A 16,105-nucleotide genomic window follows, 5' to 3' on the forward strand; every position below is an offset into this window, starting at 1 on the left:
TCCCTCCAGTCACTGGCTGAACTGGCGAAACAAGGCTTTGCCTTTTAACAGACGCAACCCCAGCCAGCCGCCGCATAACGACAGCAGGAGCGCGCCGCACAGCGGTAACATCACCCACAGTCGCCAGTCCGGCGACCACGGAAAATCAAACACTTTGGTTTGCAGCATCGCCAAAGCCACCTCCGCGCCGATGGCCGCCACTATTCCGGAAACCACCCCCAGCAGCGCAAACTCCGCCCACAGCGTGGTACGCAACAGCGACTTTCCGGCCCCCAGCGTGCGCCAGACCACCAGCTCCTGATAGCGCTGGCGCATACCGACCTGGACCTGCGCCAGCAGCAGCAAAATGCCGCACGCGGTCACCAGCACCACCATCACCTCCAGCGCCCGACTGACCTGCGTCAACACCTGACCCACCTGACGGAGAATCGCGCCAATATCCAGCAGGCTGACGGTGGGGAATTCGCGGTTAAGCTGCGTCAACAGCGTATTGCCGTTATCCCAGCGGAAGCTGGTCAGCCAGCTCTGCGGCTGCTCGTCAAGCGCATTCGGCGGGAAGATAAAGAAGAAGTTTGGCCGCAGACTTTCCCAGTCAACTTTGCGTACGCTGGTGACCGTCGCGCTGAACTCCTGAGTATCGCCGGTAAAGGTCACGCTATCGCCAGGTTTGATCGCCAGCCGCTGCGCCAGTCCTTCCTCGATTGACACCTCTCCTGCTTTGGGCGGCCAGCTGCCGGCCACCAGCGGATTATGATCCGGCCGCTCGCTGCGCCAGGTCAAATTCAGCTCACGGTTCAACGCTTCGTCTTTATTGCTCTCCGCCGCCTGGCCGTTAATTTGCGTCAGGCGGGCGCGCACGATCGGGTAAAATTCGGTCGCCGTAACATGGTGTCCGGCGAGGAACGTTTTCACCGCAGCGACCTGCTCCGGCGCAATATTGATCAAGAAGTAATTGGGGCTTTCCGGCGGCAGCTGCTGCTGCCAGCGATCCAGCAGATCGCCGCGCAGCACCAGCAGCAGCGCCAGTAACATAAACGACAGCGAGAATGCCGCCAGCTGACTCAGGGTTGACCATGGCTGGCGCAGCAGACGGTTCACCGCCAGACGCAGCGGCAGCGCTTTCAGCGTCAACCGCTTCAGCATCCACAGCAGCCCCCAGCCCAACGCGCCGCACAGCAGCGCCAGCACCACGGCCCCGGCCAGTACCGCCCATAGCAGCGGGCTTCCGCCCATCAGCCAGGCCAGCAGAAGCACCACCACCGCACACACCAGCGGAATATAGAATTTCAGCGGCCAGACGTTGGCAACGATATCCTGACGCAGAACCCGCAGCGGCAGCGTTGCCAGCAGCAGGCGATAAGGTCGTAACCCCACCAGCAGCGAAATCACCACCATCGCGCCGATCGCCCACAGCCACGGCCAGCCGCTGGCCGGCGGTAAGGCCGCCGGTAGCACCGGTTTTAGCATCAGCAGCAGAATCTGCTCTAGCCCCGCCCCCATCGCGCCGCCGGCCACCGCCGCCAGCGCCAGTAGCATCAGCCACTGGCCGACAATAAGCTTACGCAGCTGCGCGCGTCCGGCGCCCAGGGTTTTCAGGATCGCCACCAGATCATAGCGGCTGCGGCAGTAATGGCTCATTGCCACTGCCACCGCGGCCACCGCCAGTAACAGAGTCAGCAGCGCGGACAGCAGCAAAAACTGCTGCGAGCGTTCCAGCGATTTGCCTAAGGCGCTGTCGTCCTGCTGCAGGCCGATCCAGCGATGTTCAGGCCCCAGCTTCGGCAGGAGCCACTTTTCATAGTCCGCCAATTGCTGCGGGGTTCCGGCGTACTTATAGCGCCAGGAGACGCGGCTGCCGGGCTGTACCGCGCCGGTTTTCGCCACATCGGCGGTGTTCATCATCAGCCGCGGCGCCATCTGGAAAGGGTTGAAGCCGGCATCCGGCTCTTGTATCACCTCGCCAGCAATGCGCAGCGTGGCATCGCCGACATCGAGTGTATCGCCGATTTTTAAGTTCAGCAGCGCCATCAGGCGCGGAGCCAGCAGCACGCTTCCGGCCTGGGGTTTCAGGCCCGGCGGCTGCGTCTCCAGCTGACCATAGAGCGGATAGGTATCGTCGACCGCCTTCACGTCCGCCAGCTGCGGCGTATCGCCGGCAAAGGTCATGGTGGCGAAGCTCAGCTGCTCTCCGACGGTGAGCCCGAGCCTGCGCGCCTCGTCAATCCACTCCGCAGGCACCTCGCGCGAGCTGCGCAGCGTCCGGTCCCCGGCCATAAATTCGCGGCTCTGCTGGCTGAGCCCCTTTTCCATTCGGTCGCCGATCGACCCCAGCGCCAGTACGCAGGCCACCGCCAGGCTCAGCGCCAGCCAGACTATCAGCAGCGAGGGCGAGCGCCATTCGCGCCAGAACCAACGGGCAATCATGCTTCCTCCCGCAGCTGGCCGTCCACCAGACGCAGCCGCCGATCGCAGCGCGCCGCCAGCAGCGGATCGTGGGTCACCAGAATCAGCGTGGTACCATGCTCTCGATTAAGGGAGAACAGCAGATCGGCAATTTTGTCGCCGGTATGGCGGTCAAGATTGCCGGTAGGCTCATCGGCAAACAGCAGCTCAGGCCGGCCGTTAAATGCGCGGGCGAGCGCCACCCGCTGCTGTTCGCCGCCGGAAAGCTGCGCCGGCAGATGATGGAGACGTTTCCCCAGCCCCAGCTGCTCCAGCAAGGCCCGGGCGCTGCCACGGCTTTGGTTATCGGTCTCACCGCGAAGCAGCGCCGGAAGCTCGACGTTTTCCAGAGCATTAAGGGTTGGAATCAGCATAAATGACTGAAAGACAAAGCCGACATGTTTAGCACGCAGCCGCGCCCTCGCCTCTTCATCCATCGTATGCAGCGGCTGGCCGAGTAAGGAGACCTCGCCGCTGCTGCCGTCATCCAGCCCGGCAAGGATCGCCAGCAGGGTCGATTTCCCCGAACCCGACTCGCCAATCAGGGCGATGGTCTGCGCCGGTTTGACAACCAGCTCAACTCCGGTAAGGATGGAAAGCTGATGCTCTCCCTGACCGACGGACTTCTTAAGATGATGAACTTCAAGTATGTTTTCCGCTGGCATTTGCCTTTCCTGTTTCTGATTTTTTTTGCCTGCCGCGCCATGGCCGCAGACAAGCTATTGGTTCTTGGCGATAGCCTGAGCGCCGGTTATCGCATGGCCGCCAGCGCCGCCTGGCCTGCGCTACTCAACGATAAGTGGCAGACCACAACGCCGGTCATCAACGCCAGCATCAGCGGCGACACCTCGCAGCAAGGACTGGCAAGACTCCCGGCGCTGCTCAAACAGCATCAGCCGCGCTGGGTGCTGGTCGAGCTGGGGGGCAACGACGGGCTGCGCGGCTTCCCGCCCCAGCAAACCGAGCAGACTCTGCGGACGGTGATTCAGGATATCAAAGCCGCCAACGCTCAGCCGTTGTTGATGCAAATTCGCCTGCCCGCGAACTATGGCCGTCGTTATAATGAAGCCTTCAGCGCCCTGTACCCGGCCCTGGCCAAAGAGTTTGATATTCCTCTGCTGCCCTTTTTTATGGAAGAGGTCTATCTGAAACCCCAGTGGATGCAGGATGATGGCATCCATCCCAATCGCGATGCCCAGCCTTTTATTGCCGACTGGATGGCAACCCGGCTGGCACCCTTAGTTAATCATGACTCCTGATCTTCAGGCGTCGCTTGCAGGTAAAGTTATGCAAAAATCGGTTTTAGTTACAGGCTGTTCCAGCGGTATTGGTCTTGAAAGCGCCCTCGATTTAAAACGCCAGGGCTTTAACGTCCTGGCCGCCTGCCGTAAAGCGGATGACGTGGCGCGGATGCAGGAGCTCGGGCTGACCGGTATTTTGCTGGACCTCGACGACCCGCAAAGCGTTGAACGCGCCGCTGCGGAGGTCATCGCCTTGACCAATAATCGCCTGTACGGGCTGTTTAATAATGCCGGATACGGCGTCTATGGGCCGCTCGCCACCATTAGCCGTCAACAGATGGAGGCGCAGTTTTCCGCCAACTTTTTTGGCGCACACCAGCTGACGATGTTACTTCTGCCGGCAATGGAGCCGCACGGCGAAGGGCGTATCGTCATGACCTCCTCGGTCATGGGGATCATCTCCAGCCCCGGTCGCGGCGCCTACGCGGCCAGCAAATATGCGCTGGAAGCCTGGTCCGATGCGCTGCGTATGGAGCTGCGCTATAGCGGCATTAAGGTCAGCCTGATTGAGCCCGGTCCTATCACCACCCGTTTTACCACCAACGTCAACCAAACCCAGCGCGATAAGCCGGTGGAGAATCCGGGTATCGCCGCACGCTTTACCCTCGGCCCGGAAGCGGTGGTGGAAAAAGTGCGCCATGCTTTTACCAGCGACAAACCGCAATTGCGCTATCCGGTGACCCTTGTCACCCACGCCGTGGCGCTGCTCAAACGCCTGCTGCCGACGCGACTGATGGACAAAATTATCCAGGGCTGAGTTGAAGCTCCGGCTGTCGCCCCCATGTATACCCAAAATCGACTAAAGAGATGCGCTCATGTCAGTACAGAATGTTATCAATATTACCGAAGCTAACCTGCACCAGACGCTGGAGCAATCCGTTACTGCGCCGGTGCTGTTTTATTTCTGGTCAGCGCGCAGCCAGCACTGCGAGCAGCTGACGCCGGTTCTGGAAGGGCTGGCTGCGCAATACAACGGGCAGTTCACGCTGGCGAAAGTGGACTGCGACGCTGAGCAGATGCTTGCCTCACAGTTTGGCCTGCGCTCAATCCCGACGGTTTATCTGTTCCAGAACGGCCAGCCGGTAGACGGTTTCGAAGGCCCGCAGCCGGAATCAGCCATCCGCGCGCTGCTGGATAAAGTCCTGCCCCGCGAAGAGGAGCTGAAAGCTCAGCAGGCGCTGGCGCTGATGCAGGAAGAAAAATATCTTGAGGCTCTGCCGCTGCTGAAAGACGCGTGGCAGATGTCGAACCAGGACAGCCAGATTGGCCTGCTGCTGGCGGAAACGCTGATCGCGCTGCAGCGTTCCGACGAAGCCGAAGCGGTGCTGAAAACCGTTCCGCTGCAGGATCAGGATACCCGCTATCAGGGGCTGGTCGCGCAGATTGAGCTGCTGAAACAGGCGGCCGATACGCCGGAAATTCAACAGCTGCAGCAGCAGGTTGAACAGCATCCAGAAGACGCCGCGCTGGCCGCTCAGCTCTCGCTGCAGCTGCATCAGGTTGGCCGTAACGAAGAAGCGCTGGCGCTGCTGTTCAGCCATTTGCAGAAGGATTTAGGCGCCGGAGATGGCCAGGTCCGCAAGATGTTGCAGGAGATCCTTGCCGCACTGGGTACCGGCGATGCCTTAGCGGCGAAGTACCGTCGCCAGCTCTATTCGCTGCTGTACTAATCCCCTTATCCGTCTCAGTCCCCCCGGTCGCGCAGCGCTCTGACCGGGGCCGAGGGCGGTACTGTCGGGTAGCCCGGAGAAGGCGCACGCGCCGCCATCCGGGGAACTATCTCGTTTATACGTGCTTTTTCAACTGCGTCACCACCAGCTGATGGCGGGCGTTAAAGAACTTCCGGTAGGTCAGATAGCCGGCGATAATCGTCGACAGACTGGCGGTGGAGAGCAGCATAAACGTCACCATTATCTGATACTTAATGGCCTTCACCGGATCAATCCCGGCAAAAATCAGCCCTGACATCATGCCGGGCAAACTCACCAGCCCCACCGTTTTAGCCGAATCAATGGTCGGGATCAGAGACGCGCGAATACTGTCGCGAATTAGCCCGGCAGCCGCCATTTTCGGCGTGGCGCCCAGACTGAGCTTCTCCTGAATTTGCTGCTGCTCGCTGTTAAAGCGCTGTCCCATATTGTTGTAGCACAGCCCGACCGCCACCATCGCGTTTCCGGCCACCATCCCGGCGATCGGAATCACCTGCATCGGCACAAAAGCAATGGAGCCGGAGAAGACCAGCACCGCCAGGGTCAGCCCTGCGCCGGTGGTAATGGCGATAAACGATGAGATGAAGGCCTTATCGATATATTTGCTGCGCTTTTGCGCGTTCCACGCCGCGTTAAAGCAAATAAACAGCACCATAAGCAGCGTCAGCAGCGCGTGGTTAACGTTGAAGATATATTTCAGGACGTAGCCGACAATAATCAGCTGCACCACCGCCCGGCAGATACTCCAGACGATATCTTTTTCCAGCGCCAGTTTTTCCCGGTAGCTTACAATAATCGCCACCAGTACCAGCACCATCGAAAGCGCCAGCGATTCGTTAGTAATATTATGCCCGTTCATGAGACACCTCCTGAGCGTTGCCGCCGGCGGGCTGCAACGTAATCACCTCATCAGCATGGGCAATTTCATTGCGATCGTGGGTGACCCACAGCACCGCAATTTTTTTTTCCGTCACATAACGATGAATAATATCGTTGACGTTGTGTTTATTACTTTCGTCCAGCGCGCTGGTAATTTCATCGAGCAACAATACCTGGGGCAAAAATTGCAAATTACGGATCAGCGAAACCCGCTGTTTTTCTCCCCCAGAAAGCTCATTGATTGATTTTTCCAGCGTATTTTCCGCAAGACCAAAGCGTTGTAAATCAGCAATCAGCGCTTTAGGATCCGGCTGCTGACGGCGAATCTGCCAGGGAAAAATCAGATTGTCATAGACCGAGTCACCAAACAGCGACGGGGTCTGCGCGCAGTAGGAGACCTGCTGGCGGTAGGTTTCCGGCGACAGCGTCGTAATATCGCGTTCGGCAAAAAAAATCTGCCCGGAGGTGGGGCTCAGCAGCGAGGCGATAATTTTCAGCAAGGTGCTTTTTCCGCAGCCGGAAGGCCCGGTAATCAGCTTAAATTCTCCGGCCCGCAGCTGGAGGTTTATATTATTAAGTATGACCGTCTCGTCGACCTGAAAGCCAACATGCTCAAGACGCAAAATAGCGTTATTTTCCTTCATTATTGTTCCACTTTTTTCCCACAACCCAGCTAGTTTACTCCAGTTTCCTTTCGCCTGGATGAGGAGAAAGATATACTCAATTTAAACCTGCGTCATTTTTTCTGGCGCCTCATCAGGCAATAAAACAGGAGGTTTTTTGATGCTGATCTTTATCCCCGTACTCATTTTCGTCGCGCTGGTTGTCGTTATGGCGGGCGTTAAAATCGTCCCCCAGGGCTTCCAGTGGACCGTTGAGCGTTTCGGCCGCTACACCATGACGCTGCAGCCGGGTTTAAGCCTGGTGGTACCATTTATGGATCGCATTGGCCGTAAGATTAATATGATGGAGCAGGTGCTTGATATTCCCTCCCAGGAGGTTATTTCACGCGATAACGCCAACGTGACGATTGATGCAGTGTGCTTTATTCAGGTCATTGATGCGCCAAAAGCGGCTTATGAGGTCAGCAATTTACAGCAGGCGATCGTTAACCTGACGATGACCAACATTCGTACCGTTCTTGGCTCGATGGAACTTGACGAAATGCTCTCTCAGCGCGACAGCATTAACACCCGCCTGCTGCATATTGTCGACGAAGCAACGAACCCGTGGGGCGTCAAAATTACCCGCGTTGAAATTCGCGACGTGCGCCCGCCGGCTGAACTTATTGCCTCGATGAACGCCCAGATGAAAGCCGAACGAACCAAACGCGCCTATATTCTTGAAGCCGAAGGGATACGCCAGGCCGAAATTCTCAAAGCCGAAGGGGAAAAGCAGTCGCAGATCCTGAAAGCGGAAGGGGAACGCCAGTCGGCATTCTTACAGGCTGAGGCCCGCGAACGTTCTGCGGAAGCGGAAGCTCGCGCAACGCAGATGGTCTCGTCCGCTATCGCCTCCGGCGATATTCAGGCGATTAACTACTTTGTCGCCCAGAAATACACCGATGCGCTGCAGAAAATTGGTTCCGCCAATAACAGCAAAGTGGTGATGATGCCGCTCGATGCCAGCAGCCTGATGGGCTCCATCGCCGGTATCAGCGAGCTTATTAAAGAAGGTTCTGGCGAACGGAAAAAATCATGATCGCGCTCATTCTCGCCCATCCGCATATTTTCTGGCTGAGCCTCGGCGGGCTACTGCTGGCCGCTGAAATGCTGGGCGGCAACGGCTATCTGCTGTGGAGCGGCATCGCTGGCGTGGTCACCGGACTCCTCTCCTGGGCTCTGCCCTTCGGCTGGGAGTGGCAGGGCACGCTGTTCGCCGCGCTGACTTTGCTGGCCGCCTGGCTGTGGTCACACTGGCTGCGCAGACAGGTCGCGCGCCAGAAACCGGCCGACGCGCAGCTCAACCAGCGCGGCAAGCAGCTGGTCGGCCGCGTCTTCATGCTGGAAAGCCCGCTGATCAACGGCCATGGTCATGTGCGCGTCGGCGACAGCTCGTGGCCGGTGGTGGCCGATGAGGACCTTGCCGCAGGCAGCCACGTAGAGGTACTGGCAGTCGAAGGTATTACGCTGCGCGTGCAGGCCACCGCGCCACGCCGCTAAGCCTGCGTCTTGCGGTGACAGCAGCCGGAAAGGTTGTCGATAATTGGGCAATCGGCGCCGTCATCGCCGGGACAGGATTCCGCCAGCGCCAGCAGATGCCTGCGCATATTTTGCAATTCGCTGATATGGCGCTCAATATCCGCAACTTTATCCAGCGTTCTGCGCTTAACGTCCGCACTGTGCCGCGACGGATCGTTAAACAGAAAGATCAATTCGCGGCACTCCTCAAGATTAAAGCCGACCTGCCGCGCCTGGCGCAGTAAGGTCAGTTCATCCAGGTGTCGTTGACTGTAGCTGCGATAGCCGTTCTCACTACGCAGCGGCGGCGTGACCAGTCCCTTCTCTTCATAAAAGCGAATCGCTTTACTGGTTAAGCCGGTTTTTTTTGCCACATCGCTGATATTCACGAGTCCTCCGTCGATTGGCGCCTACAGAGCATCATTATAACCCACTTCCCTTCATCGCCTACCGGCGACGCCTCAGGAAACTCTCTTCCTTGCAGCGTAGCGCGTCCGGGGAATCATTTTCTGTAACAATTGCCTGTTATAAGTGATCGCTTTCGCAATCCTGACTCTTTCATCTTTTAATTCTACGCGGGTAGATCTATTAATTTACCGAAGAAATATAATATCTACGCGAGTAGAACATGAAGCGTTAAAACCTGCGGCTTTTGTCGACAGCTTACTTCAAGGAGTTCTTATGAACACGCATTCATCCTCTGTTCCCCTGACTGACGGCCAGCAGGCTGCCCAGGAGCGCATGGAAACCCCCGAAGGGCGCCGCGAATTCTGGCGAGCGACGTTTTCCTGCTGGTTAGGCACCACGATGGAATATGCCGATTTTGCCCTCTACGGGCTTGCCGCCGGCATTATCTTTGGCGATGTCTTTTTTCCGCAGGCTACCCCTGTCATGGCGCTTCTCTCCAGCTTTGCCGCCTATTCCGTTGGTTTTATTGCGCGCCCCATCGGCGCGCTGTTGTTTGGCTGGATAGGCGACCGGCACGGGCGGAAAATTGTCATGGTGATCACCATCGGCCTGATGGGATTCTCAACCATGCTAATCGGCTTAATTCCCAGCTACGCCCAGATTGGCGTATGGGCGCCGGTGTGCCTGGTTATTCTGCGATTCTCTCAAGGGCTGGGGGCCGGAGCAGAACTCTCAGGCGGCACCGTGATGCTCGGAGAATACGCCCCCGTGAAGCGCCGCGGGCTGGTCTCTTCCATTATCGCTCTCGGCTCCAACAGCGGCACTTTACTCGCCTCTCTGGTGTGGCTCGTCGTCTTACAAATGGACAAAGATGCGTTGCTCAGTTGGGGATGGCGCATCCCTTTCCTCAGCAGCATTCTCATCGCCGCGACGGCGCTGTTCATTCGCCGCCATATCCGTGAAACGCCGGTCTTTGAACGGCAAAAAGCGCTGCTCAAGGCCGAACGTGAAAAATCGCTGCGCCGCGGCCAGGTAATGAAACAACACGACACCCGTAGCTTCTGGCGACGCACCCGTGCGTTCTGGACGATGGTCGGCTTACGCATCGGCGAAAATGGCCCTTCCTACCTCGCCCAGGGCTTTATCATTGGCTATGTCGCCAAGGTTCTGATGGTTGATAAATCGGTCCCGACGGTGGCGGTGTTTATCGCCTCGATACTGGGATTCGCCATTATTCCGCTGGCGGGCTGGCTTTCCGATCGCTTCGGTCGACGCATCATCTATCGTTGGTTCTGCCTGTTACTGATCCTGTACGCATTTCCGGCTTTTATGCTGCTCGACTCCCGTGAGCCGTGGATTGTTATCCCCACCATTATTACCGGCATGGGACTCGCTTCGCTGGGTATTTTCGGTGTCCAGGCGGCCTGGGGCGTTGAGCTGTTTGGCGTGACTAACCGCTATACCAAAATGGCCTTCGCCAAAGAGCTGGGCTCGATTATGTCGGGCGGTACCGCGCCGCTGGTGGCCTCAGCGCTGCTCTCGTTCTACGGGCACTGGTGGCCTATCGCCGTCTATTTCTCGCTGATGGCCGCCATCGGTCTGGTGACCACCTTTTTCGCTCCGGAGACGCGCGGGCGCGATCTCAATTTACCTGAGGACGCGATTTGAGTACGGAGAACGGCGAGTGCGCGTGCGTTACCAAAGATTTTTGGCTGACAACACCTTATGCTGTGCGGAAAAGAGAATGCTCTGAACTCAACCAGGTAGGTGCCCCGTGACCCAATCACATTCACAGCGCGTAACACGTTCCGATGTCGCCAAGGAGGCGGGAACATCTGTCGCGGTCGTGAGTTACGTTATTAATAACGGTCCACGCCCCGTTGCTGAAGCGACCCGACAGCGCGTGCTGCAGGCGATTAAGAAAACCGGTTACCGACCCAATGGTATCGCCCGCGCGCTGGCCTCGGGGAGCACGCAAACATACGGGCTTGTGGCCCCGGATATCTCAAACCCGTTTATTGCCTCCATGGCGCACGCCCTGCAGCGCGAAGCGTTTGCTGACGGTAAGGTGCTCCTGCTGGGGGATGCGGGAGATAACAGCGGACGAGAGCGTGAACTGATCAACAACATGCTCAATCGCCAGGTCGACGGCCTGATTTATACCAGCGTTGACCGGCATCCGTATATTGAGTTGATTGCAGAGAGCGGCACGCCCTGCGTGATGTTGGATCGCGTCGATGCCGGATTAAACGTCAGCGTTATTCAGGTGGATGAACAGCTGGCGGCCTGGCAGGTGACGAAACATCTTATCGATCACGGCTACCGCGATATCGGCATCATCTGTGGTCCGCGTGAAATGCTCAACACCCAGGATCGTATTCGGGGATGGCAGTTAGCGCTGGAAGAAGCGTCGCTTGCGGTCACCCCTGGCTGGATTTTTTCGACCAATTACACGCGGGCAGGAGGCTATGAGGCGACAAAACGTATGCTGCAGGGTAAGCCGCCGCGCGCGCTGTTTGCCACCAATGAACAGCAGGCGCTGGGCTGCTTACGCGCATTGGCAGAGCACGGGCTGCGTGTGCCCCAGGATGTGGCGCTGGTCTGCTTTAACGCTACACAAGAATCGGCTTACAACGTCCCTTCCTTAACGGCCGTCCGCCAGCCCGTCGACAAAATGGCCCGGGCGGCGATCGACATGCTGAAAAACTGGGACGGCAAGGTTCGCCGCGTTGAATTTGAGTTTTATTTACGAGTGGGAGAGTCGTGTGGCTGCCAGGGACATGAAGTACAACCTGAGACAAGATGAAAATGAATCCATGCGCGTGATTATCGACTGCGACCCGGGGAACGGCGTTCCGGGCGCCAATATCGATGACGGCCTGGCGCTGGCGCTGGCGATTGCCGCCCCGCAAATCACCCTGGAAATGATCACCACCGTGGCAGGCAATACGCCGGTAGAAACCGGCTATGCCGTCGCCAAAGCCCTCGTCCGACAGTTGGATATCCCCGTTCCGGTCTACCGCGGCGCCGCCCGCGCCCTCAGAGAAGACCCGCAGCCCTGGCGCGAAAAACTCGATCGTGGCGTCGATCGCGCTGGCTTACGTCAGCTATGGTCGGACGTCCCTGCGCCGCCAACGTGTCAGGCCGCGCAGCCTTTGGCACCGCAGGCCATCGGTGAGCTGATCTGCAGCCATCCCGGCGAGATAACGCTGATTGCCACCGGGCCACTCACCAACGTGGCGATAGCGCTGCAACTCTATCCCGAAATCGTTCATACGGTTAAAAACATCGTGATCATGGGCGGGGTGTTCAACGTTGCTGGCTATATCAAAGACACCAATTTTGGTTTGGATCCTGAAGCGGCACACGCCGTACTCACCAGCGGCGCGCCTGTCACGCTGGTGCCGATGGATGTCACCACGAAAACGCAAATGCTTCATCGCGATCTGGATCGTCTGACTTCGGTAAAAAACGGGCTTAGCCGTTACCTGGCCCAGACTGTTCGCCCGTGGATCGCCTACTCGATGCAGACCCGCAACCTGCCCGGATGCTGGATCCATGATGTTGTAACCGTTGCCTGGTTGCTCGATCCGACGATGGCGACGACGACAGAAGATTACCTCGACGTCTCTCTGGAAGGCATCACTCGCGGTATGACCTGCCGCTACGGCCGCGACGGCCTGCGCCTGGACGTAGGGGTTCCCGAGCCGCAAGGCGCGACAGTACGCATCCTCGAAAGTATCGATAACACCCATCTTCTGGCGCTGCTCGAACACTATATTCACCGTTACCGCACCTAGCATTCCGGCACAGGCAAGAGGAATACCATGGCTTCGCGGGCAGGGTTTTGCGGAGGAAAAATGAATACGTTGGCGGTTATCTTATCTGGCGAGGGAGAATCTGTTTTCATTACGCTATGCAAAATTGGCGTGGCTTTTATTCTCGGCGGCATCATCGGTCTGGAGAGAGAATCAAAAGGTAAACCGGTTGGCTTTAAAACCTGCGTGATTATTTCCGTAGCCAGCTGCGTCCTGACGATTGTCTCGATCCAGTCAGCGGAGTATTACGCTGAGATCTCCGCCAATATCCGTAGCGATCCGATGCGCCTGGCGGCGCAGATCATCAGCGGCGTCGGGTTTCTCGGTGCGGGCGTGATCCTCCACCGCCATGACGATGCGATTTCCGGGCTGACGACAGCGGCAATCGTATGGGCTTCCGCAGGGGTAGGCATTACCAGCGGCGCCGGTTTTTATCTGCATGCTCTTCTCGCCACCGGATTATTTCTGCTGGCGATCAAGCTCAGCTATTGCGTCATTTTTTTACAAACTAAAAATCAGTCACCCGGTAAAGTAAAAATCCGCATTATTCTTGATGAAAAATCCGGCTTAGAAACGCTAATAGCGAGTATTACGCAGCAAAAAAATATTATCGAAACCATCACCATTCGTGATTTAAAAAAGGGAAAAATAGAGGTCAACCTCAAGATGGTGGTGAGAAAAAAAATGACCCTACCCGAACTGTACAGCAGCCTTTCCTCTCTGGAACATGTCTGCGCGATTGCGCTGGAACACTAAACACGCCGTCGCAAATAAACACCTTGACCTTCCCCTTGCTGGAAGGTTTAACCTTTATCACAGTCAGTCATCCCTGTCATAAAGGAGTGTGTTATGTCTCAAACCATCGACCTGGCCCTGGACGGTTTGTCCTGCGGTCACTGCGTCAAACGCGTAAAAGAAAGCCTCGAACAGCGCCCGGACGTTGATCTGGCTGAAGTCACCGTCACCGAAGCACACGTGACCGGTAGCGCCAGTGCAGAAGCGCTTATCGAAACGATCAAGCAGGCCGGTTACGGCGCAGAGTTAAGCCACCCAAAGGCTAAACCGCTGGCGGAGTCATCAATCCCGTCGGAAGCGCTGACAGCGGTCTCTTCTGAGCTTCCGGCAGCGACGGCTGATGATGAAAGCCAACAGCTGCTGTTAAGCGGCATGAGCTGCGCCAGCTGTGTTTCCCGGGTACAAAACGCGCTGCAAAGCGTACCGGGCGTCACGCAGGCACGGGTAAATCTTGCGGAACGCACTGCGCTGGTTATGGGCAGCGCGTCCGCCGCAGAATTAGTTCAGGCGGTGGAGAAGGCAGGCTACGGTGCCGAAGCGATCGAAGATGATCTGCAACGCCGCGAACGCCAGCAGGAAACCGCTATCGCCACCATGAAACGCTTCCGCTGGCAGGCGATTGTTGCCCTGCTGGTGGGGGTGCCGGTCATGGTCTGGGGAATGATCGGTGACAATATGATGGTCAGCGATGATAACCGTTCCCTGTGGCTGGTTATCGGGCTTGTCACTCTCGCGGTGATGGTCTTCGCCGGCGGCCATTTCTATCGCAGCGCATGGAAAAGCCTGAAAAACGGTACCGCCACCATGGATACGCTGGTGGCGCTGGGAACCGGCGTAGCATGGCTCTATTCCATGAGCGTCAACCTGTGGCCGCAGTGGTTCCCGATGGAGGCTCGCCATCTCTACTATGAAGCCAGCGCAATGATTATCGGCTTAATTAACCTCGGCCATATGCTGGAAGCCCGCGCCCGTCAGCGCTCCTCAAAAGCACTGGAAAAACTGCTCGATCTGACGCCGCCCTCGGCGCGAGTGGTCAGCGAAGAGGGGGAAAAAAGCGTGCCGCTGGCCGACGTTCAGCCGGGGATGACCCTGCGCCTGACTACCGGCGACCGGGTTCCGGTTGACGGCGTAATAAGCCAGGGCGAAGCCTGGCTGGATGAGGCGATGCTGACCGGCGAACCTATTCCCCAACAAAAAACGGATGGCGACACGCTGCATGCCGGCACCGTGGTCCAGGACGGCAGCGTTCTGTTTACCGCCAGCGCCGTCGGCAGCCAGACGACGCTTGCTCGTATCATCCGCATGGTGCGCCAGGCGCAAAGCAGCAAACCGGAAATCGGCCAGCTGGCGGATAAAATCTCCGCCGTATTCGTGCCGGCCGTGGTGGTTATCGCCCTGTTCAGTGCGGCAATCTGGTACTTCTTCGGGCCGGCGCCGCAAATTGTCTATACCCTGGTGATCGCCACCACGATGCTGATTATCGCCTGTCCCTGTGCGCTGGGTCTGGCGACGCCGATGTCGATTATCTCCGGCGTGGGTCGCGCGGCGGAATATGGCGTGCTGGTTCGCGATGCGGATGCGCTGCAGCGCGCCAGCCAGCTCGATACCATCGTCTTTGATAAAACGGGCACCCTGACCGAAGGTAAACCGCAGGTTGTAGCGGTAAAAACCTTTGCCGATGTTGATGAGTCCACCGCGCTACGTCTTGCGGCGGCACTGGAGCAAGGCTCCAGTCACCCGCTGGCGCGGGCGATCATCGAGAAAGCCGCCGATAGCCAGCTGCCGGTAGTCAACAACTTCCGCACCCTGCGCGGACTCGGCGTCAGCGGCGAGGCCGAAGGCCATACTCTGCTGCTCGGTAACCAGGCGCTGCTCAATGAGCAAAAGATTGCCACCGCCGCCGTCGAAAACGAGATCGCCGCCCAGGCATCACAAGGGACAACGCCGGTGCTGCTGGCGATCGATGGCCAGGTCGCGGCACTGTTCGCTATTCGCGACCCGCTGCGTAGCGATAGCGTCGCGGCGCTGGCTCGCCTGCACCGCCAGGGTTATCGTCTGGTGATGCTGACCGGGGATAACCCCACGACCGCCAACGCGATTGCCAAAGAAGCAGGCATCGACGAAGTGATCGCCGGCGTGCTGCCGGACGGTAAAGCTGACGCTATCAAGCGCCTGCAAAGCCAGGGGCATCAGGTGGCGATGGTCGGTGACGGCATCAACGACGCGCCGGCGCTGGCCCAGGCCGACGTCGGGATTGCGATGGGCGGTGGGAGCGATGTAGCCATTGAGACGGCAGCCATCACCCTGATGCGTCATAGTCTGAACGGCGTGGCGGATGCGCTGGCAATTTCAAAAGCCACGCTGCGCAACATGAAACAGAACCTGCTGGGGGCCTTTGTGTACAACTCGCTGGGGATCCCTATCGCCGCCGGGATCTTATGGCCGCTGACCGGAACGTTGCTTAACCCGGTGGTAGCCGGGGCCGCTATGGCGCTCTCTTCCATTACCGTGGTCAGCAACGCAAACCGGCTGCTGCGCTTTAAACCGAAAGACTAGATGTTATGACCCATACG

15 protein-coding genes are annotated in these 16,105 nt (G+C 58.1%); 10 read left to right on the top strand and 5 right to left on the bottom strand.

Annotation, left to right across the window (positions count from 1 at the left end; translation table 11 throughout):
* Positions 1–9: 9 nt before the first annotated feature.
* Both ybbP and ybbA read right to left on the bottom strand, forming a co-directional pair.
* Positions 10–2,424, bottom strand: coding sequence for a putative ABC transporter permease subunit YbbP (gene ybbP / locus AC236I_RS18775; RefSeq protein WP_044346320.1), 2,415 nt, complete (start codon positions 2,422–2,424; stop codon positions 10–12).
* Entirely contained in the window at positions 2,421–3,107 is a 687-nt protein-coding gene (gene ybbA, locus AC236I_RS18780) for a putative ABC transporter ATP-binding protein YbbA (protein ID WP_032716774.1), read from the bottom strand. Before ybbA ends, ybbP begins: the two co-directional genes overlap by 4 nt.
* Here ybbA and tesA point away from each other — a divergent pair.
* Genes tesA through AC236I_RS18795 form a run of 3 tightly spaced genes read left to right on the top strand, consistent with a single transcriptional unit; the run spans position 3,078 to position 5,413 of the window.
* Positions 3,078–3,701, top strand: a complete 624-nt coding sequence (gene tesA, locus AC236I_RS18785) for a multifunctional acyl-CoA thioesterase I/protease I/lysophospholipase L1 (protein ID WP_032689237.1) — start codon at positions 3,078–3,080, stop codon at positions 3,699–3,701. The genes ybbA and tesA overlap by 30 nt on opposite strands.
* Positions 3,691–4,500: an SDR family oxidoreductase gene (locus tag AC236I_RS18790; protein WP_160873212.1), complete on the top strand. Its 810-nt coding sequence runs from the start codon at positions 3,691–3,693 to the stop codon at positions 4,498–4,500. Before tesA ends, AC236I_RS18790 begins: the two co-directional genes overlap by 11 nt.
* Positions 4,501–4,558: 58 nt before the next feature.
* The gene (locus AC236I_RS18795) at positions 4,559–5,413 is read left to right on the top strand and encodes a thioredoxin family protein (RefSeq protein ID WP_054828910.1); all 855 of its coding nucleotides are present in this window, start codon (positions 4,559–4,561) and stop codon (positions 5,411–5,413) included.
* 115 nt (positions 5,414–5,528) lie between these two features.
* Here AC236I_RS18795 and fetB read toward each other — a convergent pair whose 3' ends face one another.
* A complete protein-coding gene (fetB, locus tag AC236I_RS18800) occupies positions 5,529–6,311 on the bottom strand; it encodes an iron efflux ABC transporter permease subunit FetB (protein ID WP_004858848.1) in 783 nt (260 codons plus the stop codon).
* A complete protein-coding gene (gene fetA, locus AC236I_RS18805; RefSeq protein WP_487608588.1) occupies positions 6,298–6,975 on the bottom strand; it encodes an iron efflux ABC transporter ATP-binding subunit FetA in 678 nt (225 codons plus the stop codon). The genes fetB and fetA overlap by 14 nt, the downstream gene beginning before the upstream one ends.
* A gap of 139 nt (positions 6,976–7,114) precedes the next feature.
* Between fetA and AC236I_RS18810 the strand changes: the two genes are divergently transcribed.
* The gene (locus AC236I_RS18810; protein ID WP_004858844.1) at positions 7,115–8,032 is read left to right on the top strand and encodes an SPFH domain-containing protein; all 918 of its coding nucleotides are present in this window, start codon (positions 7,115–7,117) and stop codon (positions 8,030–8,032) included.
* Positions 8,029–8,493: an NfeD family protein gene (locus tag AC236I_RS18815; RefSeq protein WP_100663384.1), complete on the top strand. Its 465-nt coding sequence runs from the start codon at positions 8,029–8,031 to the stop codon at positions 8,491–8,493. Before AC236I_RS18810 ends, AC236I_RS18815 begins: the two co-directional genes overlap by 4 nt.
* On the opposite strand, the gene cueR is transcribed toward AC236I_RS18815, so the two are convergent.
* Positions 8,490–8,900, bottom strand: a complete 411-nt coding sequence (gene cueR / locus AC236I_RS18820; RefSeq protein WP_004858840.1) for a Cu(I)-responsive transcriptional regulator — start codon at positions 8,898–8,900, stop codon at positions 8,490–8,492. The genes AC236I_RS18815 and cueR overlap by 4 nt on opposite strands.
* A gap of 292 nt (positions 8,901–9,192) precedes the next feature.
* Here cueR and AC236I_RS18825 point away from each other — a divergent pair, with 292 nt between their 5' ends.
* The 5 genes from AC236I_RS18825 (at position 9,193) to copA (ending at position 16,088) form a co-directional block, all read left to right on the top strand.
* Positions 9,193–10,587 carry an MFS transporter gene (locus AC236I_RS18825; RefSeq protein ID WP_004858838.1) on the top strand — a complete coding sequence of 465 codons (1,395 nt, stop codon included), beginning with the start codon at positions 9,193–9,195 and terminating at the stop codon, positions 10,585–10,587.
* A gap of 106 nt (positions 10,588–10,693) precedes the next feature.
* Entirely contained in the window at positions 10,694–11,725 is a 1,032-nt protein-coding gene (locus tag AC236I_RS18830; protein ID WP_004858836.1) for a LacI family DNA-binding transcriptional regulator, read from the top strand.
* Positions 11,700–12,719, top strand: a complete 1,020-nt coding sequence (locus AC236I_RS18835) for a nucleoside hydrolase (protein WP_032724204.1) — start codon at positions 11,700–11,702, stop codon at positions 12,717–12,719. The genes AC236I_RS18830 and AC236I_RS18835 overlap by 26 nt, the downstream gene beginning before the upstream one ends.
* Positions 12,720–12,779: 60 nt before the next feature.
* Positions 12,780–13,493: an MgtC/SapB family protein gene (locus tag AC236I_RS18840; RefSeq protein ID WP_004858832.1), complete on the top strand. Its 714-nt coding sequence runs from the start codon at positions 12,780–12,782 to the stop codon at positions 13,491–13,493.
* A 93-nt stretch (positions 13,494–13,586) separates the two neighbouring features.
* Positions 13,587–16,088 carry a copper-exporting P-type ATPase CopA gene (copA, locus tag AC236I_RS18845; protein ID WP_487608589.1) on the top strand — a complete coding sequence of 834 codons (2,502 nt, stop codon included), beginning with the start codon at positions 13,587–13,589 and terminating at the stop codon, positions 16,086–16,088.
* Positions 16,089–16,105: the final 17 nt, after the last annotated feature.

The sequence above is a fragment of the Klebsiella sp. Sb-30 genome, from assembly GCF_057652795.1.